The organism is Bradyrhizobium dasycarpum (assembly GCF_042019905.1).
Taxonomy (GTDB): domain Bacteria; phylum Pseudomonadota; class Alphaproteobacteria; order Rhizobiales; family Xanthobacteraceae; genus Bradyrhizobium; species Bradyrhizobium japonicum_B.
On the sequence record NZ_CP169574.1, the window covers coordinates 1300844 to 1319894 of the forward strand.

Here is a 19051-nt window from a genome sequence, read left to right on the forward strand (position 1 = left end):
GTGCGCGGCCTCACAAATATCGGAAAACAACCCCATGCACAGTAGCTATGCTGTTGTATAATAAGGCTTTTCTAAAGAGCTCCGAAGGCCCTAGAGCTCGATCTCGGCGATGACGGGCAGATGGTCCGAGAAGGCTCGTGCCGCTTCGTCGGTCCAGACTTTCGCGATCCGGCTGTCGGAGGTCGCATAGATCCGGTCAAGCCGCATGAGCGGGAGACGCGACGGGAAAGTTCGCAGCCGTGTCCGGTTCGGGCAGACCTGCGCGAGCACGCGCCGCACCGACCTGACCCAGAACCAATCGTTGAAGTCGCCGAGGACGACGGTCCTCGCCGGCCTGACCAGGCTCACCAGGGCCTGGGCCTGTGCATAGCGCTCGTGAATGCTCAAGCCGAGATGCGTGGCAACCACGCGCACGTCCCCGGACGGCGTGAGCAGGCTTGTCGCAATCGCTCGGCGCGGCTCGCGCTCCCGATACGACACGTCGACGATCTCCGGCACAGCGGAGAACGGAAAACGGCTCAGGAGCATCTGACCGTATTCGCCATCTTCGGTGACGATCGACTTGGCATGAACGCGGTGATCGCCGACGACGCTCGCGAGTTTCGCGAACGGATCGTCCGACCTCGACCGCGAATCCACCTCCTGAAGCGCGACGACGTCAGGAGCCCATTTGCGAAGGATGGAGCAGACACCCTCCAGATCGAACTTCGGATTGAGGTTGAACGTGCCATGCACGTTCCAAGTCATGAAGCGCATCAGCGTCTCCCGGCGAGCCAGGTCGCCAGGAATTGCGCGCCGGCGCAGAGGCCGAGCCAGCCCAGGAACGCCAGCACGAGCAGCAACATGCTGCTCCAGGATGCAGTGCGGGCGACATCCGCGATCTGAGCCCCCAGAACCGCCATGGCAAGGATGCCTGGCGTCATGCCCAGCACGGTTCCGACCAGGAAGTCACGCAGAGGCAGCGTGCTCGCGCCGGCCACGACATTCACGATCGAGAACGGTGCGATGGGAATCATCCGGATGACGACGACAGCCAGGATGCCCTTGCCGACAACGCGGTCCTGGATCCGCGCCGCACGCCGTCCGAGCAATTGCTGGAGCCGCTGTCGTCCGAGCGCCCGTCCGATCACGAAAAGGATGAAGGCACTGAGCAGCACGCCGGCGGTCGCCGTGACGAAACCCAGCCAGGGCCCGAGCGCGGCCGCCGTTGCGGCAATGAGCACCAGCACCGGAAACACCACCAGCCCGCCGAGGACAAAAGCCGCGATCGCGAATGGCGGCCCCCAGCCGGACTGCGCATAGGCGGACAGCAACGTCGAGACGCGTCCTGAGTCGGCGAAATCGCTCAAGGATGTGTACGACCAGGCCATCGCCAGGCCGACAAGCGCCACGGCGATCGCGACGATCCCGATGATGGTCTTGGTGCTCCACATGCGCGATGCCGCCCGCTCGAGATGAAGAGGCCGCTCAGGGTCCGCCACCGGCTGAACCATCGTGGCCAGCGTGCTGGTCAGGACCGAGGACTCCACTTGCCGCAGCGCCTTCGTCCGATCAGCTCTCGACACCTCGTCCAGGAGAGCAAACAGACGATCGTCGTTTTGCCCGACGCTGCGCTCGTCGAGGCCGCAGAAATGGCCGATCAGGCGGCGGCGGACCGACGTGATGAACGTCCGATGCTCATCGGATGCGGCTTCAAAGATCAGGTCACATTCGCTGTCGGCGCCCATCGACCGGTTGTTCAAATTGGCCGATCCGATCCGCAGGATCCGGTCGTCGACGATCATGAGCTTGCTGTGCACCATCACGGCAGCTTCCCCCTCCCCGTCGCGTGAGACCGGGTAGACGAAGCGGATTCGATCGGCCACTGCCGCTTCTCTGAAGCAATCGATGAAGGCGCCGCGGCCGTTCTGCATGGCCTGGGATTCCAGCCACGAGGAATGCAGTTTCGGAGCGACGACCAGAACCCGCAGCGACGGCACGCGCTTCATCTGCTCCGCCAGCTCACGCGCGATCTTGATGGCGCTGGTGAACTGGTTCTCGATGTAGACGAAGCTCGTCGCGGACCGGATCGCCGCAATCAGCGAGCGTTCGACCTCCCTGATGGTCGAACCCACGGGGTAAACGACGTCGGTCCTGGCGATGCCCACGGGCATCTGCTCGGCCTCGACCGGCACATGCGACGGCCAGCGCGTACCCTTCAGCGCACGCCGATCGTGCGTCGGTCGGCCTGCCGCGCGCCAGCGCTGCTCCGCCAGCTCGAACAGCGAGGCGGCAGCATCGCCGTCGACCAGACATTGCACGTCGTGAAACGGCTTGTATGGCTTGCCCCGGGGATCGCAGCGCAACGGCTGATCGGCGCAATGCTCGCTCGTGTCCCAGCGCCTGATCGTCAAATCGAGCCCGCCGACGAACGCCAGCGCACCGTCGACGCAGACGATCTTCTGGTGCTGGGCAGAACCGAACGGAAGCGTGGAATCCAGTCCGAACTGGACGCGGCCGTCGGTGTCGGCAGTGAACTTGGCCGCGGAATTCCATTCTCGTTCCGAGGCGTAGAACGAGACGAAATCCCAGACCAGGATGTTGATCCGCAAGCCCGGCCGGCGGTGCACGAGGGCCCGCAGGAATGGACCGAGCTGTTCGGGCAAGCCGTCATCCGCCCGGCCGGAAGCTCCAACCAGCCTGGTCTCGCTATGGATATCCCACCCGACGATGTAGACGAGATCTTGGGCCTCGAGCAGCGCCTCGCGCAGCGCCGCGAAATAAGCGGCCGCATCGTTCAGGACCGCCACGCGCCGCGCCTTGCACCGTCGCCAGACGGTGTCGCCGGGTATCAGGGTCGATGAACTCTGAAGCAGGTGGACCTCGCAAATCACGTTCGCGTCTAAACGCGCTGAACGCTCAAGGGGTTCCAAGCCTCAGGGATGCGGTTCCGGGTGCGAGGCCGGAGGAATGGCGATGATCCCCGCACCAGCGCGCCTTGCCGTTATTTGGTTCGGACAGTCTTTGCTCCGGCGCCCTTCAAGGCAGCCGCAATCTTGTCAGGCGTATCGCCGTGAAAATCCACGGAGACCTCGATCAGACCCTCCAGCTGCTGGTATCCCTCCGGGGCGGGCTCGGCCTTGGCGTCGCTGCCTGCCGGACGGGTCCCCACGGTGTTGGCGGCGCCGGCGGGCTGAACGAAGACGTCGCTGCGCGGCACGCCGCATTCCTGCACGACATGCTCAACCGCAAGCTCTGCGCCGCGGCGCGTGTCGAATTCGCCGATGATGGTACTTTCCAAGAGCGCTCTCCGTGACTGGTCGAGAGTGCGAACAACCTGTCAGCAAGGACGCGGTTCCTGTGGGGCCGACCACCACCACCCCGCGCTTGGCTTCAGAATTGGATGATCCCGAACAGGAAGAGCAGCGCGAGCGTGATGACGCCGGAGATCAGCAGCGAGCCGAGACATCCCAACCGGTTCGAGAAAAAGAAGAACATGCGCGGCCCCGCCGTGAAGCGGCAGGTTAATGTCCCGCCCTCCGTCGCGTTCCTGACGCGCCCTGGTTTGCCCCGGCTCGAGTGACCATTATCAGCTCAGAGTTCGAGTCTGCCTCTACGGACCGCAATCGCAATGTCGTGAGACCACGACATCATTGAGACAGGTCAATACGGGCGGGCCCAAGCTTTGGGAACCTCGCGTCGGCAAGCAGATGGAGACGGCCATGTCACAGCAGAGCAGCGTGCACTATTATCTCAATTGGGCGAAGGAGCGGATCGACGAGATGGACGCAGCATTGGCGTCATTCGAGGTCAAGGCCGGACAGGCCAAGGCCGAGTCCAAGGTGAAGACCGATCAGCTGCTGTCTGATCTCACCAAGCGCCGTGACGAATTTCAGGCCATGCTCAAGACCCAGGCCGAAGCAGGTGAAGCCGCCTGGACAAACGCCAAGGCCGACCTGGAAAAGCAATGGGCGGGATTCGAAGCTCAGGTGAAGACTTACTTCGAAGGCGCCAGCAAGCAGTTCGAGCAGCAACAGGCCACCTTCAAGGACGTTGCGGCGGCACAGGCCAAGGCCTGGCGCGAAGCCGCGGACAAATTCCGCGAGGCCGCCGGCAAAGTCGCCGCAGCCCGCACCGTCGATGTCGATGCCGCGCTCAAGCAGATGAAGTCGGATGCGTCCGAAGCAGAAGCGCGTCTGCAGAAGCTGAAGCAGGCCGGCAGCGAGTCGTGGTCGGTCCTGAGTGCGGCGCTGGCTGAATCCCGCAAGGCGTTCGATCAGGCCAACCAGGCGGCGTGGGAGGCGCTGAAGGGGGCTGATACGAAGAGCTGAGAGCGGATGAGGCGGACCTTGTCGCTATGCTTCGGCTCCGGCCGAAGCACCGCTGCTCCGATGCGCTCAGCTTCCTTTGGCCGAGGTTCCTGACCGCCGCCCGCTGAGGCCGGGACTGATGGCCAGCGACGCTCCCGCGGCGCCGCCGGCTTCATAGGCCGTCATCGACACCATCCGCCCGCTGCTTCGCTGGTTCCGAAGATTGAGGCCGAGCTTGTCGAATTCTGCGTCGACCACGGAGGTCTTGAGGATCACCAGCCCGCGGCCGGTGCTTGCGTTGGCCTGATCGCGGCCGTCCTTGATCGCCACCAGCCTTTGCGCGATGGACGCCACCATCCCGAGCGCGAAGGAGGCATTGGCCAGATGCCGCTCCTGGTGCCGGAACCTGCCATAGTCGATCGAGGTCTTGAAGCGACCGAGCTCGGCGCGCACGGCGCCGTCGATCAATTCCGCCAGGTAGTGCGCGACCTCGACATCCGCGCCGAGACCAAAGAACACATAGGTGTTCTCGCCGTCGGCGTTCTTCTCGCGCCAGACTCGGCAATCGCAGAAATGCGCGATCGCGCCGATGCAGTCGTCCAGGGGAATCCGCTTCTTGCGATTGGTCTGGTAGACCGTCCGTTGGCATGGCGAGGCGCGCAGCTCGACGTCGGAGAGCGACAGATCGTGACGATCCAGCAGCTCGGCAACCTTGGCGGCGGCGGACAGCGCCTCGTCCTCGGTGCAGCCATTGGCGATGGTCTTGGCGCGCAACGCCTGAATGCGGAGCTTCAGTTTGTCGAGCGCGGCCGGATTGGACGTTTGATTCACCGATCACCTGCCTGGGGAAAGCCCGGCCGATAGACCCCTGACGGCTCGGCTTGGCGGAAGGGGTGCCCGCCCTTCCGCCGTTTTCCACGCTTTTGTTGCTGTTTTCCATTGAAATCAACCACAAAATCCATAGAAGCAGATTTCAGGTTATGACACCTGGAATCGGAAATGTCCCGACACAAGCTTGCAAAGTCCAACCTTGAGCGGCTTCCCTGCGGTATCCACGGCGACGGAGACGGCCTGTTTCTGCGCGTCCGCAAAACCGGCAGCCGGCAATGGATTTTCATCTACAAGCGGCAAGGCCGCCGCACCGAGATGGGGCTTGGCGGCTATGGCCAAGGTACCGCGCCGGTATCACTAAAGCTGGCCCGGGAGAAAGCCGAGGCAATCCGCGACAAGCTCGCACGAGGGATTGATCCCCGCCAGGATCTCCGCCCCGCCCGCGTGGTGACGTTCGCGCATTGTATGGACCAGTTGCTGGCGGCGAAGGCCGATGACTGGACCAACGACAAACACAAGGCGCAGTGGGAAATGACCCTGCGCGAGTACGCGAAGCCACTGCACGATCTCTCCGTCGCTACGATTGCAATGGGCGACGTCAAGGACTGCATCCTGCCGCATTGGCAGGAACGGCCGGAAACGGCCCAACGGCTGCGGTCTCGCATCCAAGCCGTCATGGATTACGCAATAGCGCACGAATGGCGCTCAGCAGGCAATCCTGCCCGCTGGAAAGGCCTCTTGGACAAGGTGATGCCGAAACGGCAAAGGCTCACGCGCGGCCATCACGCCGCACTGGCCTATGTCAAGGCGCCCGCGATGATGAAGAAGCTGCGCGAGTCATCGGGCGTTGCCGCGCGCGCAGTCGAGTTTTTGATCCTGACTGCTGCTCGATCCGGAGAAGTTCGCGGCGCGCTCTTCGACGAGATCGACGCGAAGGAAAAGACCTGGACGGTACCCGCGGAGCGGATGAAGGGCGGCCGGGAGCACGTCGTACCATTGACCGACCGTGCGCTCGCCGTAGTCGAGGCCATGCGCCAGCGCAGCACCGGCGACCTGATTTTCGGCGGCGGTGTCGACAAGCGGCCGATCAGCGATACCGCAATGACGAAGGCACTGCGGCTTGCCTCGCCGGACAAGGCCGCGACCCTGCACGGCTGCCGCAGCATGTTTCGCGATTGGGCCGGCGAAGAAACGGATTTTCCGCGCGAGATTGCCGAATGGGCATTGGCACATCTGGTCGGCAGTGCGGTCGAGCGCGCCTATAGACGCAACGACGCCCTGGAGAAGCGGCGAGCCCTGATGACGGCGTGGTCGAGCTACTGTGAGGAGGCGATATGACGGACGAAACGACGAAGGTGGTGCCTGCATGGATCCCAGCCGTCCGCGAGTTTCAGGACTATTTTGGACAGTATTTCCCCCATCTTCTCGACGACCTCGATGCGGCGGGAATCGAGATGGGATGGCTAGATAGCCGAGTGTTCGGCAACCGTTTGGAGACGGTTAGACGTTCGAAGGCGAAACACGAACTGGCGAAAATTCGAGCGGCACTAAACCTGATGGCTCGGCACGACATGTCATACTGGCAACCGATGAATTTCGAGCTGTTCTGCGCTGTAAAGCACCGTGGCGACGAGGTTGCTGCTAAGGCCGACGAGATTTTTAAATTCCTTCTCACGCTCGATGAATGGCAAAAAGACGAGGAGCTTGACGGCATCCTTAATCGCTTCTTTGTCGAGGCCGAAAAGGCCATCGAGGCCACACCAGATTCGAGCAATATCAACTGGGACGCGGTTCACGCGATCGACGTCTTACGCATTCTCTGGTGGAGAAACACGGGGCACGATGGTCCGGCGCGCGCGCTCAACCCCGCTTCCCGTTTTGCCTCGTTCCTAAAGGACGGCTTCGAATTTCTAGAGATTGAAGGCGATCACCTTTCTGCCTTCCGTCGCTGGGCTGCGACCAGCAGCGACAAGGAGTAACCTAGATCAGCTCGATATTACGACGATCTATATGACTACTGCGCAGCTGCGCATACATATTGTCCGAGCCGCACCAACAAAAGCGGCTGTTGCCGCTTTCAATTTAGGAGCGGCTGCAGATGGACCAATCCACTTTTGTGACAATGCGACATGTTTGCGAGGACAGCGGCAGTTCTCGCGGCGCCGTCGATCGTTGGATTAAGGAGGGTCGATTTCCGAAGCCAGTGACGATCGGCAACCGCCACCGCGTTTTCATCCGCACGGAGTACGAGCAGTGGAAACGCGACCGCATCGCCGGCCGCGACGGGAGGGCTGCATAATGGCCCGCAAGACCGAAACCCCAGCAACAAATCGCCAGCCGATCGATTTCAAAGCCATCTCCAGTGTCTGCTTCGACATGGAAGGAGACATTGGGCTGATCGCCGACTTTTCCATGATCCTCGCGCAGCTTTCAGCTCATCCCGACATGCAGGGGACCGGCTTCGAAGACGGCATCAATCGGCTCGCTTGGCAGATGCACGCGGCCGGGAAGTCCATTGAGGACAAGATGGCCGAGATCAGGAAGATGCTTCGGCTGCACACGACCGTGGAGGCCGCGGAATGACCGGGAGGGACCTCTACAACAAGCTCTACAAGCAAAATGGCGTTCGTAGAAAGTCGCCGCGAAAACTGAATATCAACGTGTCTGACCTCCACCGTCTAGGCGGATCGGTCTCCGTTCTTACCTATAGTCACCGATGCGACGGCACTCCGCAACACTGCGTCTATTACGTGTCGAGCGGCGGAGCGCTGACATTCTTGTCGCTTCCGATCGTCGTTGAAGATCATGCGTGGGCTGCTGCCCGTATGCTTGCCGAAATTTTCAACGCGACGGAGGCAGCGCAATGACCGGGCTGCCTATGGTCGAGGCGGCGCTCGAACGCGACCGCCTGGCGCGCGAAAGACTTGGTCTTGGCCGAAGTATCAAACTCGATCGGCCGCGGAAATATGCGTCCACCACAACGAAGCAATGTGCTCACTGCGGATCACTGTTCACTAAGCGGTCAGACGCGAAATGGTGCTCCCCCGTCTGCGCCGCCGCCGCCGGCTATGTTGCTCGGCGGTCTCGTAAGCCACGGTCCAGCAAGCGACGGCGTCTCAGGCTGAAGGAGGCGAGCGTTTGAGTTGGCAGGCCACCGCATGGGCTGTGAGGCAACGGACAGGATCTTCCTCCCGGAAGGTCCTGCTGTTGGTGTTGGCCAACTACGCCGACGATCTCGGCATCTGCTGGCCGTCGCAGAAGACCTTGCAGGTAGAGACCGAAATGTCTGTGGATACTATCCAGCGGCAATCGAAGGTCCTCCAGGAAATGGGGCTGATCCGAATTACTCGACGCCGCCGCAAGGATGGGACTTGGCCCGCACTGCTTTACCAACTCGATCTGTCATCGACAGCTCACGCCATACCGCATGGTGCGGCCAACCATGCCGCAATGACCACGCTCACCATACCGCAAAGCTTGCGGCATAAACCTTCATCTGAATCTTCTTCTAAATCTTCAGCGCCAAAGCAACGAAAAGCGTCGGTTCGGGAACGACTGCTGGCTTGGCAAAGGAAGCAAGTCGGCAATGAGGTCATCCAAAACCGGATCGCCAAGCGGCTTGGCGACAAGGGATGGGAACTCCTGTTTGAGATCAGCACAGACGATCTGCAGAAGATTACCGACTTAGAACGCGAGGGGCGGCTCGGCGACGACATGATTGAGATGATCCGTCTCCGCGTCAGGAACGGCGTGAGAGGCGTCGCGTGAGCAATACACGGTCGATTTGGTCGTATCCTGTGACGCCCCTAATCATCGGGCATGTCGTTCCTCGATGGTGATTTGGCTCAAGAGATTGCGGACGCGCTCGCCGATGCCGACGTGCCGCGCGCCGGTGTGCTGCGCAAACTCACTGTCGTCGGACAGAGCGGGAGCGGCGAACTGATCTACGCGAGCACAGACCATCCCTTCACCGGGTGGCGTGAGGACTACAGCACTCTATTCGCCGCGCAGTCCGGCATTTCAAGCGAGGACGTGCGCATCGTTATTGTGGCCAAGACCTGCGTCGTCGAACCAGCGCCAATCGATTATCTGCAAATCGGTGGCGTCTGGCATCGCATCCGCAAGATTGAGCGTGTCGATCCCGCCAACGCGACCGTTGCCGCACAATGCTTTCGGGAAGAGCCGAGTGTGTAAAATGGTCCCAATGCCGCAAAAACTTATTCGCGCCGAGACCGGTGGGGGACTGACAAAGCCACACACACAAGCGATCTCGTTTCTCGAGAGCCTCGAGATCCCGGAGGGTCCCCTCGCCGGGCAAATGCTCCGGCTGGCGCCGTTTCAGCGGCAGTTCGTCGAGGGTGCCTTGGCGGATGGCGTCAATGTTGCGGCGCTCTCGATCGGCCGCGGCAACGCGAAGACCGCGCTCTCATCCGGCCTAGCCCTCGGCGCGCTTCTCGGAAAATGGGATCCTCAACCGCGACGCGAAATCGTGCTGGCAGCCCGCACGCGCGACCAGGCGCGGATTGCATGGAATTTCTGTGTCGCTTTCGCGCGCTCGCTTCCTGACGACGTGGTGTCGCAACTCGAGATCCGCCGCCAGCCGCGATTCGAAATCGAGTATACCGGAGACGGTGGCGGGCACGTCCTTCGCGCGATCGCAGCGGACGGAAAGTCCGCGCTCGGTTTGGCGCCGACATTCGTGTTGATGGACGAGCGCGGTCATTGGGCGACCGATTCCGGCAATGATCTTGAACACGCGCTCCTGTCGGGTCTTGGCAAGCGTGGCGGCCGTGCGCTTATCATCAGCACGTCGGCACCGGATGACGCTCACCCGTTCAGTCAGTGGCTCGACACCGATCAACTCGGCGTCTATCGGCAGGAACATCGGCCGGCGCCGGGGCTTCCCGCTGATGATCTTGAAAGTCTGCTGATCGCCAACCCCGGTGCGGAACACGGCGTCGGTGCATCGCTCGAATGGCTGCAGGCGCAAGCCCGCCGTGCAATTGCCCGCGGCGGCTCAACGCTGACGACGTTCCGTTTGTACAACAGAAACGAGCGCATTAGCGGCGAATCGCGCGACCTGCTGTTGACGGTCGATGAGTGGCTGGCGTGCGAGAGCGATGATCTGTTCTTCTGCGAGCGCAAAGGTCCGGTCGTGGTCGGTATCGACCTGGGTGGCTCCGCGAGCATGTCCGCCGCCTCGTTCTACTGGCCGGAGACTAGCCGGCTGGAATGTCTCGGATGGTTTCCCTCGAAACCTGGTCTTCTTGATCGTGGACAAAGCGACGGCGTCGGCAGTCGGTACGTCGAAATGAACAATCGCGGCGAGTTGTTCACGCTGGGCGATCAGACCGTGCCGGTTGCCGCTTGGTTGTCCGAAGTGATGCGACACATCGAGGGCGAGACGATCGCCGCAATGGTCATGGATCGCTACAAGCAGTCCGAGCTCGGCGAAGCAATCGATCGGATTGGCATCCGCTCACCACTCGTCTGGCGCGGCATGGGCTTCAAAGATGGCGGCGAGGATATCGAGCGATTCAAGCGCGCTGTTTTCGACGGCAAAGTGAAATCGCGACCATCGCTGCTTCTGCGCTCGGCATTCGCGGATGCGGTGTGCCTGCGGGATCCCGCTAACAATGCGAAGCTGGCGAAGGCCCGATCAACGGGCCGCATTGATGCTGCTGCGGCAACAGTGGTCGCAGTCGCCGAAGGCGCACGCATCGCGGGACGTCCCGCCAAAAAGTCGAAGGCGCTGCAATGGGCATGAACCACGGCCGCGCAGGTTATTCAATCTATCGCTCGGCCCGCTGGCAAGCGCTACGGCTCGAGGCGAAGCGCCGTGACGACTTCCGCTGCACCAAGTGCGGCGGGCGCGGCCGACTCGAGGTCCATCATGAAATCCCGGTGCGGCAGGCACCGGAGCTCGCTTTCGATCTGGGCAATCTCAAAACGCTTTGCCCGTCCTGCCACACCAAACAGACCAATGCCGAACGCGGCTATCAACCCGGCCCAGCGCGCGAAGCGTGGGCAGACCTTCTGAAAGGAAATTTGAATGCTCGAGTCTGTGAGAATTAGTCGACGTCAGTCCGAAATCCGGCAGGCGCTCGCTGCTCTGGTCGGCAAGGACAAGCCGACGGAAGACGAAACCCGCTCCATGGAAACTATGGACGCGGAATATCGTTCGAATGAGACCCGCTACCGTGCGGCGCTGATCGCCGAGGATACCGAACGCCGCGAAGCCGGCGCCGACCTCGAAACCCGCGGCGACCGTGAGTACGCCGAGATGGTCGGCAAGTTCGAGTTGCGCCAAGTCGCGCTGTTCCTGGACGAAGGGCGCGTGATTGACGGCCCGACTGCCGAAGTCGTGCAGGAAATGCGCAGCAAGGGCGGTTATCGTGGCGTTCCGATCCCGTATGCGGCGCTGGCGCTAGAACAGCGTGCCGGCGAAACCGTCGCGAGTGGCACGCCTGCTCCGAAGGTGACTGCACCGATCATTGACCGGCTGTTTCCGCAGTCGGTCGCTTCATTGATGGGTGGCCAGCTCATCTCCATCATGCAAGGCAGCGAGGAATATCCGCTCACGTCGTCGTCGGTCTCCGCGGCCTGGCAGACGAGTGAAACCGGCGCCGTTGGCGGCCCGACTGCGTACTCCACCGCGAGCCGCACGATCGCGCCGAACAACACGCTCGGCGTCACGATGAAGGTCACGCGCAAGTCCCTAAAGCAGTCCGGCGATGGCCTTGAGCAGGCGGTGCGGCGCGATATGAACGGCTGTATTTCGCAAGCGCTGGACAAAGCTGTGTTTCTCGGCGCCGGGGCCAGTGGTGAACCCGCTGGCCTGCTCGTCGGCAGCTACGGAATCACTTCGACCTCTGTCGCGGCTGCAGCGAAATGGGCTGCCTTCCGCAGCGCTGTTGTGCGCTTCATGACCGCCAACGCCGCGACCGGGCCCGGCGATGTCAATCTGCTCATCCGCCCCGAAGTTTACGATTACATGGACGGGCAGCAATTTTTCTCGGGCGCGGCCGACACCGAATGGGACCGGCTAATCAAGAACATCCCAAGTCCTGTGATGTCGTCCAATGCGCTTGCCGCGCCGACGGGTTCGCCGCTGGCGACCAGCGCATTGCTTACCACGAGCGTCGGCGGCGTTGCGCCATTTTTTGTCGGCTTGTGGGGCGGTGTCGACCTGATCCGCGACCCGTACAGCGACGCGGCGTCGGGTGGCCTGCGCCTCACCGGCCTGGTCACTGCGGACGTTTCGGCGGGCCGCGCGCAGCAGTTGCAGATCCTCACCGGCGTGCAGGTTGCGTGATGCTGTTCGCGGCGCCGATCTCGTTCGAGGTTCGCTCGGAGGGCGGGGCAACCCGCCTGCTGGGCACGTTCCCCTATGGGGTGGAGACGACCCTTGGCGACGGGCGCCGCGAGCGCTTTGCTGCCGGGGCGTTCCGCTCCCGCATCGATGCCGGCGAAAACATCTTCCTGCTCGCCGGCCACGATCCCGAAAAGCCGCTCGCCTCCACCGAGGCGGGCTCGCTCACGCTGCGCAACAGCGACAACGCTCTGCATATCGAGGCGCGCGTTGCGCCGTCGACAAGCTGGGCGCGCGATGCACTGGCAGCGCTCGCGGATGGCCTAACGAAAGGCATCTCTCCGGGCTTCCGCGTTCCGCCCGGTGGCGACATGACGATGCGATCGGCCGGCGGCTTCCTGCGCACCGTGACGCGCGCCGACTTGTTCGAGGTGTCGATTGTCACCCGGCCCGCTTACGACCCTGCCCAGATCGCCGCCCGCAACTGGCAGCCGGCGGTTTCTGAACAGAATGTGCAGAAACCCTCTGCTCTCGCCCGGTGGAGGCTCTGATGTCGACCACGCTCAAGCAACTTGAGGCCGTTCCCGAGACTTATCCGACGCTGGATCCCGCCGTCCCAGATGCGGTGTGGGCGCGGCTTGAAAGCTATATCGCATGGCGGTTCACGCCACGCGCCGTGACGTGGGTTGCAGAGGGCCCCGGCGCTTGGTGCGCGCCGCTGGCGCCCGCCGCCATCTCCACCGTCGAAATCTGGAACGGCGCTACCTGGGAAGCTGTGACGCTTGATGCGGCGCCACTGGCCAGCCTTCGGTTGCCAAGCGCCGGGCCGTTCAAGATCACGGCCGTGGTCGGCAGTGACATGAACGTCCCTGCCATCGTCGCGCAGGCCGCGCAACGCCTCGCCGGGTACATGTCGGCCAAACCCGGCACACCGGGCGCGACCACCGATCGAATTCAGGCCGGCACGGTCGAAATCGAGCGCTCGCGATCGGCATCGTGGATGGCGTCTGCGCTTCAGAACAGCGGCGCGGCCGATTTGCTGCGCAATTATCGGAGGGCGTGACGTGGGGCTGTTGGATTGGTTCAAGCGCGCTCCCGTCGAGAAGCGGTCGACCGCGAGCGGCTTCACGGCCGAAGTGATGCAGATGCGCGAAGCATGGATCAGCGGCCGGCGCGGCATCGCCGAGCTGACGTCGACGGCGCAGAGCTGCGTTAGCTTGTGGGAAGGCGGTTTCAGCCTTGCCGCAGTTACCGGCACCGACGCGCTCGACCGTTTCACCATGGCGATGATTGGCAGGAGCTTGGCGCTGCGCGGCGAGGCTGTGATGCTGATCCGCGATCGGCTCATACCCTGCAGCGATTGGGATTTGTCCACGCGCAACGGCATGCCGGTGGCGTACCGCGTCAGCGTTCCGGAGGCCGGCGGAGGACGCTCCGAAACCGCTCTCGCCGGAGAAGTGCTGCACGTGCGCATCGGCTGTGATCCCGCGGCGCCGTATCTCGGAAGCGCACCATTGCGGCGATCGAGCCTGACGGCCGGCATGCTGCATGCGGTCGAAAGCGCGCTCGCCGAGGTGTTCGAGCTGGCGCCGCTTGGCTCGCAAGTGGTGCCCATGCCGGAGCAACCGGAAACCGACAACACGGCCCTGGCGCGATCCTTCCGAGGCCAGCGCGGCCGTGTCCTGCTGCGGGAAAGCGTGACCGTGAGCGCGGCCGGCGGTCCTGCGCCTGCTGTCGATTGGCGCCCGTCGAGCCTTTCGCCTGATCTCGAAAAGAGCATGACCGCAGAAACGCTTGCGGCGGCCCGTGATGCGGTTTCGCAGGCGTTCGGTGTTCTGCCCGCCTTGTGGTCAAATCAAGCGCAGGGGCCGCTTGTCCGCGAAGCGCAGCGCCATTTGGCCCAATGGACGCTGCAGCCCGTGGCCGAGCTGCTCGCCGAGGAAGCGACCGCCAAGCTCGGCGGCCCGGTCTCGATCGACACCATGGGACCAACGCAAGCGTTTGATGCCGGCGGATCGGCCCGGGCTTTCGCCACGCTTATCCAAGGTCTCGCAATGGCCAAAGAGGCGGGTGTGGACGCGCAGGCCGCGCTCGCGATGCTCGACTGGTCAAGGGAAGCTGCTCGATAATGGGGCCGTGCCGTGCTCTACGTCACCGAATATGCCCGCCGCGCCTTTCTCTCGATCGCGATCAAGTCGAAGCCGAGATCGCTGAATAGGGACCGCCGGCGGTATCTGGTCGATACAGTCGCCGCGATCCTGGACAAGGGCGAGCCGACCAAGTTTGCCCGTGAGGCCGCGTGTCGCAACGGCCTGCGTGCTGCGTTCTGTCTTGACGGCTATCGCTGGGCGGAAGCCGACGACACGGCGGCCGACATACTAGCTGCCGCGTTTCGCCAGCTTGGCGTGCAGCGCCCGACGTGGAAGGAAGGCCAGCCTGAATGCACTCAGGATGGCTTCGCGCCGATCGAGCGCACGCGGTGCCTTCGGTGCAGCGGTCCGCTGCCGGAGGGGCATGACCGCTTTTGCTCCAAGCTATGCGGCAAGGCGTGGCGCGCCTGCCTACACGCCCATGACCGTCGCGCCGAGCTGGCAGCCAAGGCGCGCGCTCTCCGAGCCGCTTACCAGGCCAAGGCGGCGCCTCGTCCATGTGAGCAATGCGGGTTCGAGTTCAGGCCGTTCAAGCCGAAGCAGCGCTTCTGCTGCAAGGCCTGCAGCAACCGGGCAAACGGGGCAAAGAGTTCATGGCATGACGGACTATAAGACCGAGCAGGATCCGGCTGATTGCCTCTGGTGTACTGCGCCGTTGCCTACGGTGCGGCATTGGCGAACTCTGTTCTGCGGCAAAGCATGCGGGAACCGATATTTCAACAAACTGACGGCCGACGCTCGCCTTGAGGCCCGCGCCAAGCTCACCTGCGTCGCGTGCGGCGAGCCCATGTCCGATGCCAAGCGGCAGGACCAGAAATACTGCGGCAAGCCCTGTCAGCAGAGCGCTTGGCAGCAGCGAATGCGGGTCGCGGGAAAGGGAACGGCACCGGTTATGTCACACGTCGAAAACTAGCACTAAGTTGTTGATTTTATTGGAGTTGTGGCGGAAGGGGTGGGATTCGAACCCACGGTACCCTTGCGGGCACGCCGGTTTTCAAGACCGGTGCCTTAAACCACTCGGCCACCCTTCCAAGCCCGGAATGGGTGTCGCTTAACGCAGTCGACCGCGTAAGGCAACGCGAAGTTGGGCTGCTCTGTGGTCGAGTTTTGAGCCGCTGTGAGGGCGTTGTTGCCGCAGGGGCCCCTGCTCCGGCCATTGTTTGGCACGCCTTGGCGGGCTTATATCGCTCGCGGCCGGCCGCGGAGCGCATCCCTGCGTTGAGCAGGATCAAGGAATTTCCGCCGCTCGTCACTAGCGTTGGTCGACGCTGTGGACGGAGGATCAAGATGAAACTGAAGCTATTCCTGGTCGCGGTTGCGCTCTTGGTTGGATTTGCGGCGCCGGCGCTGGCGCAGCCGTTTCCGCGTCCGGTGCTGCAATTCAACGGGCAACTGATTTTTGGCCCGACGCTGATCGTCGGGTTGAAGGTGGTCAACTGGAGCGATTACTCGCCCGCCCTGTTTGCAGACTCGCCCAAGCTGCCGCCGTGCGGGCTCAATACCTCGGCGTCGCGGACCTGGGTCGATATCTACAACGCCAGAAAGCAAAAGCTCTACGGATTCTGCGACCTCGCCGATCCGTCCAGTCTGTCGCAGCTCTGGTTCTCGGTTCCCATCACCCAGCGGCCAAGGGCGGTCTTCATCACCCTCATCGACCGGTTGCGACACCGAATAGTCGTGTCGAACAAGGTGGCGATTCCGTGAGCCGCACAAAAGAAAACGCGGCGCCCATGAGAGCGCCGCGCCAAATCCGATCGTTACGACGTCCGGCTCAGTATCCGCAGGACGCGCAGTTCATCTGCACCGGGGCGTAATAGGAATAGCCGGGCGAGACCATCTCGACGCGCTGGCGCGTGGCGTATTGCGGGGGGATGTGCTGGTACTGCACGCTCGGCGGCGCGACCATCACGGTCTGCGGCACCATCACGGTGCGGTATTGCGCCGGCGTGCGGTGCGCGACGACGGCGCCGGGCGACACCATCACGGTCTCGTCGACGGCGCGGTATTGCGGGGGCACATATTGCTGCTGATAGCAGGTCGTGCAGGGCGGCGGCGTATAGCAATTGTAGCAGCCGGCGGAAGCTGCGCCCGTCATGGACATCGCGGCGACGGCGGTCGAGAAAACAACAGCAAGAATACGCGACATGTAGTGCCCCAGTTGCCCGAATGGATTTGCGAAGGTGGCGCATTATACGCCGCAAAATCCAGGGCTGCCGAACTTCATCAGGGCATCCTTAATGCGAACGGCCGGCTTGCGCCGGCCGTTGAGAACTTGTTGACCATCCGTGCCAACGCCTGCGGCCGGATCAGTAGCCCGGATGGAGCGCAGCGCAATCCGGGACGGTCTCTCGTCTGGTCTCGCACCCTCCGGGATTACGCCAACGGGTCGGCGCTTGACGCCGGCCCGTTGGCTCCATCCGGGCTACAAAGAGCCTACTTCGAGCGACGCTTCACCTCGCGCACGGCGCCGCGCGCGGCGCTGGTGGTGAGCGCAGCGTAAGCCTGGAGCGCAGTCGAGACGTTGCGCTTGCGGCCCACTGCCTGCCAGGCCAAATCGCCCTTCGCCTCTTCCGCGGCGCGTCGCTTGGCAAGCTCCTCGTCTGAGACTTCCAGCGTGATGTTGCGGTTCGGGATGTCGATGGCGATGACGTCGCCAGTACGGACCAGGCCGATATTGCCGCCTTCGGCGGCTTCCGGCGACAGATGGCCGATCGACAGGCCGGACGAGCCGCCGGAGAAGCGGCCGTCGGTGACGAGCGCACAGGCTTTGCCGAGGCCCATCGATTTCAGATAGCTGGTCGGGTACAGCATCTCCTGCATGCCGGGGCCGCCGCGCGGTCCCTCGTAGATGATGACCACGACCTCGCCGGCGACGACCTTGCCGCCGAGAATGCCTTCCACCGCCGCGTCCTGGCTTTCGAACACGCGCGCCGGGCCGGAGAATTTCAGGATCGAGGCGTCGACGCCCGCGGTCTTCACGATGCAGCCGTCCTGCGCCAAATTGCCGTAGAGCACGGCGAGGCCGCCGTCCTTGCTGAAGGCATGTTCGAGATCGCGTACCACGCCCTTCTCGCGGTCGGCGTCGAGCTCGTCGTAGCGGCGCTCCTGGCTGAAGGCGACTTGCGTGGGAATGCCGCCGGGCGAGGCGCGATAGAACGTGCGCACCGTCTCGCTCTTGGTGCGCTTGATGTCCCAGCGCTCCAGCGCATCGTTCATGGTCGGCGCGTGCACGGTCGAGACCGAGGTGTCGAGCAGGCCGGCGCGGTCGAGCTCGCCCAGAATGCCCATGATGCCGCCGGCGCGATGGACGTCCTCGACATGCACGTCGGCGACCGAGGGCGCGACCTTGCACAGCACGGGCACGCGGCGCGACAGCCGGTCGATGTCCTTCATGGTGAAGGCGACCTGCCCTTCATGGGCGGCGGCGAGCAGATGCAGCACGGTGTTGGTCGAGCCGCCCATGGCGATGTCGAGCGTCATGGCGTTCTCGAACGCCTTGAAGTTCGCGATGTTGCGCGGCAGCACGCTGGCATCGTCCTGCTCGTAATAGCGACGGACGATATCGACGATGGTGTGGCCGGCCTCGACGAACAGGCGCCTGCGGTCGGCATGGGTCGCCACGACAGTGCCGTTGCCGGGCAGCGCCAGGCCGAGCGCCTCGGTGAGGCAGTTCATGGAGTTCGCCGTGAACATTCCCGAGCAGGAACCGCAGGTCGGGCACGCCGAACGCTCGATCACCTTGACGTCCTCGTCGCTGACCTTGCTATCGGCCGCGGCCACCATGGCGTCGATGAGGTCGACCGCCTTGGTCTTGCCGTCGAGCTTGACCTTGCCGGCCTCCATCGGGCCACCCGAGACGAACACGACGGGAATGTTGAGGCGCAGCGCGGCCATCAGCATGCCGGGCGTGATCTTGTCGCAATTGGAGATGCAGACCATGCCGTCGGCGCAATGCGCGTTGACCATGTATTCGACGCTGTCGGCGATCAGTTCGCGCGACGGCAGGCTGTAGAGCATGCCGTCATGGCCCATGGCGATACCGTCATCGACCGCGATGGTGTTGAACTCCTTGGCAACGCCGCCGGCCTGCTCGATCTCGCGGGCCACGAGCTGGCCGAGGTCCTTCAGATGCACGTGGCCGGGCACGAACTGGGTGAAGGAGTTGACGACCGCGATGATCGGCTTGCCGAAATCGCCGTCCTTCATGCCCGTCGCGCGCCAGAGGCCGCGGGCGCCCGCCATGTTGCGGCCGTGGGTGGTGGTGCGGGAGCGATAGGCTGGCATGGCGGTTTCCGTCCTCGGGTTTGGTGCCTCAGCGGGAAAATCCGGTGCCGCCTCAGGCCTTTGTGGCCGGATACCGCACGGGATGGCGGGGCGCAACGGGAACTTGCGCCCGACAAGGCTCCCCTGCTCCCGGCGGGGGGCTCGTCGTTAAGTCCCGTCATTCCGGGGCGATGCGCAGCATCGAA

At 63.3% G+C, this 19051-nt stretch carries 23 protein-coding genes and 1 tRNA gene; 17 read left to right on the forward strand and 7 right to left on the reverse strand.

Annotation, left to right across the window (positions count from 1 at the left end):
- Window positions 1-90: 90 nt before the first annotated feature.
- From ACETMP_RS06615 to ACETMP_RS06625, 3 genes are all read right to left on the reverse strand, one after another.
- Window positions 91-756 carry an endonuclease/exonuclease/phosphatase family protein gene (locus ACETMP_RS06615; protein WP_375160338.1) on the reverse strand — a complete coding sequence of 222 codons (666 nt, stop codon included), beginning with the start codon at window positions 754-756 and terminating at the stop codon, window positions 91-93.
- Entirely contained in the window at window positions 756-2789 is a 2034-nt protein-coding gene (locus tag ACETMP_RS06620) for a VTT domain-containing protein (protein WP_375160339.1), read from the reverse strand. The genes ACETMP_RS06615 and ACETMP_RS06620 overlap by 1 nt, the downstream gene beginning before the upstream one ends.
- A gap of 194 nt (window positions 2790-2983) precedes the next feature.
- The gene (locus ACETMP_RS06625; RefSeq protein ID WP_375160340.1) at window positions 2984-3280 is read right to left on the reverse strand and encodes a hypothetical protein; all 297 of its coding nucleotides are present in this window, start codon (window positions 3278-3280) and stop codon (window positions 2984-2986) included.
- Window positions 3281-3701: 421 nt separating this feature from the next.
- Between ACETMP_RS06625 and ACETMP_RS06630 the strand changes: the two genes are divergently transcribed.
- On the forward strand, window positions 3702-4310 hold the full coding sequence (locus ACETMP_RS06630) for a hypothetical protein (RefSeq protein ID WP_375160341.1): 609 nt from the start codon (window positions 3702-3704) through the stop codon (window positions 4308-4310).
- Between the two features lie 66 nt (window positions 4311-4376).
- Here the strand turns inward: ACETMP_RS06630 and ACETMP_RS06635 are convergent, their stop codons facing one another.
- Window positions 4377-5120, reverse strand: coding sequence for a DUF2786 domain-containing protein (locus ACETMP_RS06635; RefSeq protein ID WP_375160342.1), 744 nt, complete (start codon window positions 5118-5120; stop codon window positions 4377-4379).
- 168 nt (window positions 5121-5288) lie between these two features.
- Between ACETMP_RS06635 and ACETMP_RS06640 the strand changes: the two genes are divergently transcribed.
- The 15 genes from ACETMP_RS06640 (at window position 5289) to ACETMP_RS06710 (ending at window position 15495) form a co-directional block, all read left to right on the forward strand.
- Window positions 5289-6458, forward strand: a complete 1170-nt coding sequence (locus ACETMP_RS06640; protein ID WP_375160343.1) for a tyrosine-type recombinase/integrase — start codon at window positions 5289-5291, stop codon at window positions 6456-6458.
- The gene (locus ACETMP_RS06645; protein WP_375160344.1) at window positions 6455-7099 is read left to right on the forward strand and encodes a hypothetical protein; all 645 of its coding nucleotides are present in this window, start codon (window positions 6455-6457) and stop codon (window positions 7097-7099) included. Before ACETMP_RS06640 ends, ACETMP_RS06645 begins: the two co-directional genes overlap by 4 nt.
- Window positions 7100-7242: 143 nt before the next feature.
- Entirely contained in the window at window positions 7243-7419 is a 177-nt protein-coding gene (locus ACETMP_RS06650; RefSeq protein ID WP_375161855.1) for a helix-turn-helix transcriptional regulator, read from the forward strand.
- Entirely contained in the window at window positions 7419-7703 is a 285-nt protein-coding gene (locus ACETMP_RS06655; RefSeq protein WP_375160345.1) for a hypothetical protein, read from the forward strand. The genes ACETMP_RS06650 and ACETMP_RS06655 overlap by 1 nt, the downstream gene beginning before the upstream one ends.
- Window positions 7700-7987 (forward strand): hypothetical protein, encoded by a 288-nt coding sequence (locus ACETMP_RS06660; RefSeq protein ID WP_375160346.1) that lies wholly within the window; start codon window positions 7700-7702, stop codon window positions 7985-7987. The genes ACETMP_RS06655 and ACETMP_RS06660 overlap by 4 nt, the downstream gene beginning before the upstream one ends.
- A 298-nt stretch (window positions 7988-8285) precedes the next feature.
- Window positions 8286-8888 (forward strand): helix-turn-helix domain-containing protein, encoded by a 603-nt coding sequence (locus ACETMP_RS06665; RefSeq protein WP_375161856.1) that lies wholly within the window; start codon window positions 8286-8288, stop codon window positions 8886-8888.
- A gap of 51 nt (window positions 8889-8939) precedes the next feature.
- The gene (locus tag ACETMP_RS06670; protein WP_375160347.1) at window positions 8940-9314 is read left to right on the forward strand and encodes a hypothetical protein; all 375 of its coding nucleotides are present in this window, start codon (window positions 8940-8942) and stop codon (window positions 9312-9314) included.
- Window positions 9315-9324: 10 nt separating this feature from the next.
- Window positions 9325-10887, forward strand: a complete 1563-nt coding sequence (locus tag ACETMP_RS06675; RefSeq protein ID WP_375160348.1) for a terminase large subunit domain-containing protein — start codon at window positions 9325-9327, stop codon at window positions 10885-10887.
- A complete protein-coding gene (locus ACETMP_RS06680) occupies window positions 10878-11195 on the forward strand; it encodes an HNH endonuclease (protein WP_375160349.1) in 318 nt (105 codons plus the stop codon). The genes ACETMP_RS06675 and ACETMP_RS06680 overlap by 10 nt, the downstream gene beginning before the upstream one ends.
- The gene (locus ACETMP_RS06685) at window positions 11173-12435 is read left to right on the forward strand and encodes a phage major capsid protein (RefSeq protein WP_375160350.1); all 1263 of its coding nucleotides are present in this window, start codon (window positions 11173-11175) and stop codon (window positions 12433-12435) included. The genes ACETMP_RS06680 and ACETMP_RS06685 overlap by 23 nt, the downstream gene beginning before the upstream one ends.
- Window positions 12435-12983 carry an HK97 family phage prohead protease gene (locus tag ACETMP_RS06690; RefSeq protein ID WP_375160351.1) on the forward strand — a complete coding sequence of 183 codons (549 nt, stop codon included), beginning with the start codon at window positions 12435-12437 and terminating at the stop codon, window positions 12981-12983. The genes ACETMP_RS06685 and ACETMP_RS06690 overlap by 1 nt, the downstream gene beginning before the upstream one ends.
- The gene (locus ACETMP_RS06695; RefSeq protein WP_375160352.1) at window positions 12983-13495 is read left to right on the forward strand and encodes a hypothetical protein; all 513 of its coding nucleotides are present in this window, start codon (window positions 12983-12985) and stop codon (window positions 13493-13495) included. The genes ACETMP_RS06690 and ACETMP_RS06695 overlap by 1 nt, the downstream gene beginning before the upstream one ends.
- A 1-nt stretch (window position 13496) precedes the next feature.
- Window positions 13497-14561: a hypothetical protein gene (locus tag ACETMP_RS06700; RefSeq protein WP_375160353.1), complete on the forward strand. Its 1065-nt coding sequence runs from the start codon at window positions 13497-13499 to the stop codon at window positions 14559-14561.
- 12 nt (window positions 14562-14573) lie between these two features.
- Window positions 14574-15194, forward strand: a complete 621-nt coding sequence (locus ACETMP_RS06705; RefSeq protein WP_375160354.1) for a hypothetical protein — start codon at window positions 14574-14576, stop codon at window positions 15192-15194.
- Window positions 15181-15495 (forward strand): hypothetical protein, encoded by a 315-nt coding sequence (locus tag ACETMP_RS06710; protein WP_375160355.1) that lies wholly within the window; start codon window positions 15181-15183, stop codon window positions 15493-15495. Before ACETMP_RS06705 ends, ACETMP_RS06710 begins: the two co-directional genes overlap by 14 nt.
- Before the next feature lie 28 nt (window positions 15496-15523).
- On the opposite strand, the gene ACETMP_RS06715 is transcribed toward ACETMP_RS06710, so the two are convergent.
- Window positions 15524-15613, reverse strand: a tRNA-Ser gene (locus ACETMP_RS06715).
- Between the two features lie 187 nt (window positions 15614-15800).
- Here ACETMP_RS06715 and ACETMP_RS06720 point away from each other — a divergent pair.
- The gene (locus tag ACETMP_RS06720) at window positions 15801-16286 is read left to right on the forward strand and encodes a hypothetical protein (protein WP_375160356.1); all 486 of its coding nucleotides are present in this window, start codon (window positions 15801-15803) and stop codon (window positions 16284-16286) included.
- A 67-nt stretch (window positions 16287-16353) separates the two neighbouring features.
- Here the strand turns inward: ACETMP_RS06720 and ACETMP_RS06725 are convergent, their stop codons facing one another.
- Together ACETMP_RS06725 and ilvD are read right to left on the reverse strand one after the other, a co-directional pair.
- Window positions 16354-16677, reverse strand: a complete 324-nt coding sequence (locus tag ACETMP_RS06725; RefSeq protein WP_375161857.1) for a hypothetical protein — start codon at window positions 16675-16677, stop codon at window positions 16354-16356.
- A 338-nt stretch (window positions 16678-17015) separates the two neighbouring features.
- Window positions 17016-18866 carry a dihydroxy-acid dehydratase gene (gene ilvD / locus ACETMP_RS06730; RefSeq protein WP_375160357.1) on the reverse strand — a complete coding sequence of 617 codons (1851 nt, stop codon included), beginning with the start codon at window positions 18864-18866 and terminating at the stop codon, window positions 17016-17018.
- Window positions 18867-19051: the final 185 nt, after the last annotated feature.

What these genes read in the sequence shown, in the direction of transcription:
- ACETMP_RS06675 (WP_375160348.1), top strand. Translation starts at nt 9,325, where the DNA reads ATGCCGCAAAAACTTATTCGCGCCGAGACCGGTGGGGGACTGACAAAG.
- ACETMP_RS06670 (WP_375160347.1), top strand. Translation starts at nt 8,940, where the DNA reads ATGTCGTTCCTCGATGGTGATTTGGCTCAAGAGATTGCGGACGCGCTC.
- ACETMP_RS06710 (WP_375160355.1), top strand. Translation starts at nt 15,181, where the DNA reads ATGACGGACTATAAGACCGAGCAGGATCCGGCTGATTGCCTCTGGTGT.
- ACETMP_RS06660 (WP_375160346.1), top strand. Translation starts at nt 7,700, where the DNA reads ATGACCGGGAGGGACCTCTACAACAAGCTCTACAAGCAAAATGGCGTT.
- ACETMP_RS06650 (WP_375161855.1), top strand. Translation starts at nt 7,243, where the DNA reads ATGCGACATGTTTGCGAGGACAGCGGCAGTTCTCGCGGCGCCGTCGAT.
- ACETMP_RS06685 (WP_375160350.1), top strand. Translation starts at nt 11,173, where the DNA reads ATGCTCGAGTCTGTGAGAATTAGTCGACGTCAGTCCGAAATCCGGCAG.
- ACETMP_RS06640 (WP_375160343.1), top strand. Translation starts at nt 5,289, where the DNA reads ATGTCCCGACACAAGCTTGCAAAGTCCAACCTTGAGCGGCTTCCCTGC.
- ACETMP_RS06695 (WP_375160352.1), top strand. Translation starts at nt 12,983, where the DNA reads ATGTCGACCACGCTCAAGCAACTTGAGGCCGTTCCCGAGACTTATCCG.
- ilvD (WP_375160357.1), bottom strand. Translation starts at nt 18,866, where the DNA reads ATGCCAGCCTATCGCTCCCGCACCACCACCCACGGCCGCAACATGGCG.
- ACETMP_RS06725 (WP_375161857.1), bottom strand. Translation starts at nt 16,677, where the DNA reads ATGACGGGCGCAGCTTCCGCCGGCTGCTACAATTGCTATACGCCGCCG.
- ACETMP_RS06680 (WP_375160349.1), top strand. Translation starts at nt 10,878, where the DNA reads ATGGGCATGAACCACGGCCGCGCAGGTTATTCAATCTATCGCTCGGCC.
- ACETMP_RS06690 (WP_375160351.1), top strand. Translation starts at nt 12,435, where the DNA reads ATGCTGTTCGCGGCGCCGATCTCGTTCGAGGTTCGCTCGGAGGGCGGG.
- ACETMP_RS06645 (WP_375160344.1), top strand. Translation starts at nt 6,455, where the DNA reads ATGACGGACGAAACGACGAAGGTGGTGCCTGCATGGATCCCAGCCGTC.
- ACETMP_RS06630 (WP_375160341.1), top strand. Translation starts at nt 3,702, where the DNA reads ATGTCACAGCAGAGCAGCGTGCACTATTATCTCAATTGGGCGAAGGAG.
- ACETMP_RS06655 (WP_375160345.1), top strand. Translation starts at nt 7,419, where the DNA reads ATGGCCCGCAAGACCGAAACCCCAGCAACAAATCGCCAGCCGATCGAT.
- ACETMP_RS06615 (WP_375160338.1), bottom strand. Translation starts at nt 756, where the DNA reads ATGCGCTTCATGACTTGGAACGTGCATGGCACGTTCAACCTCAATCCG.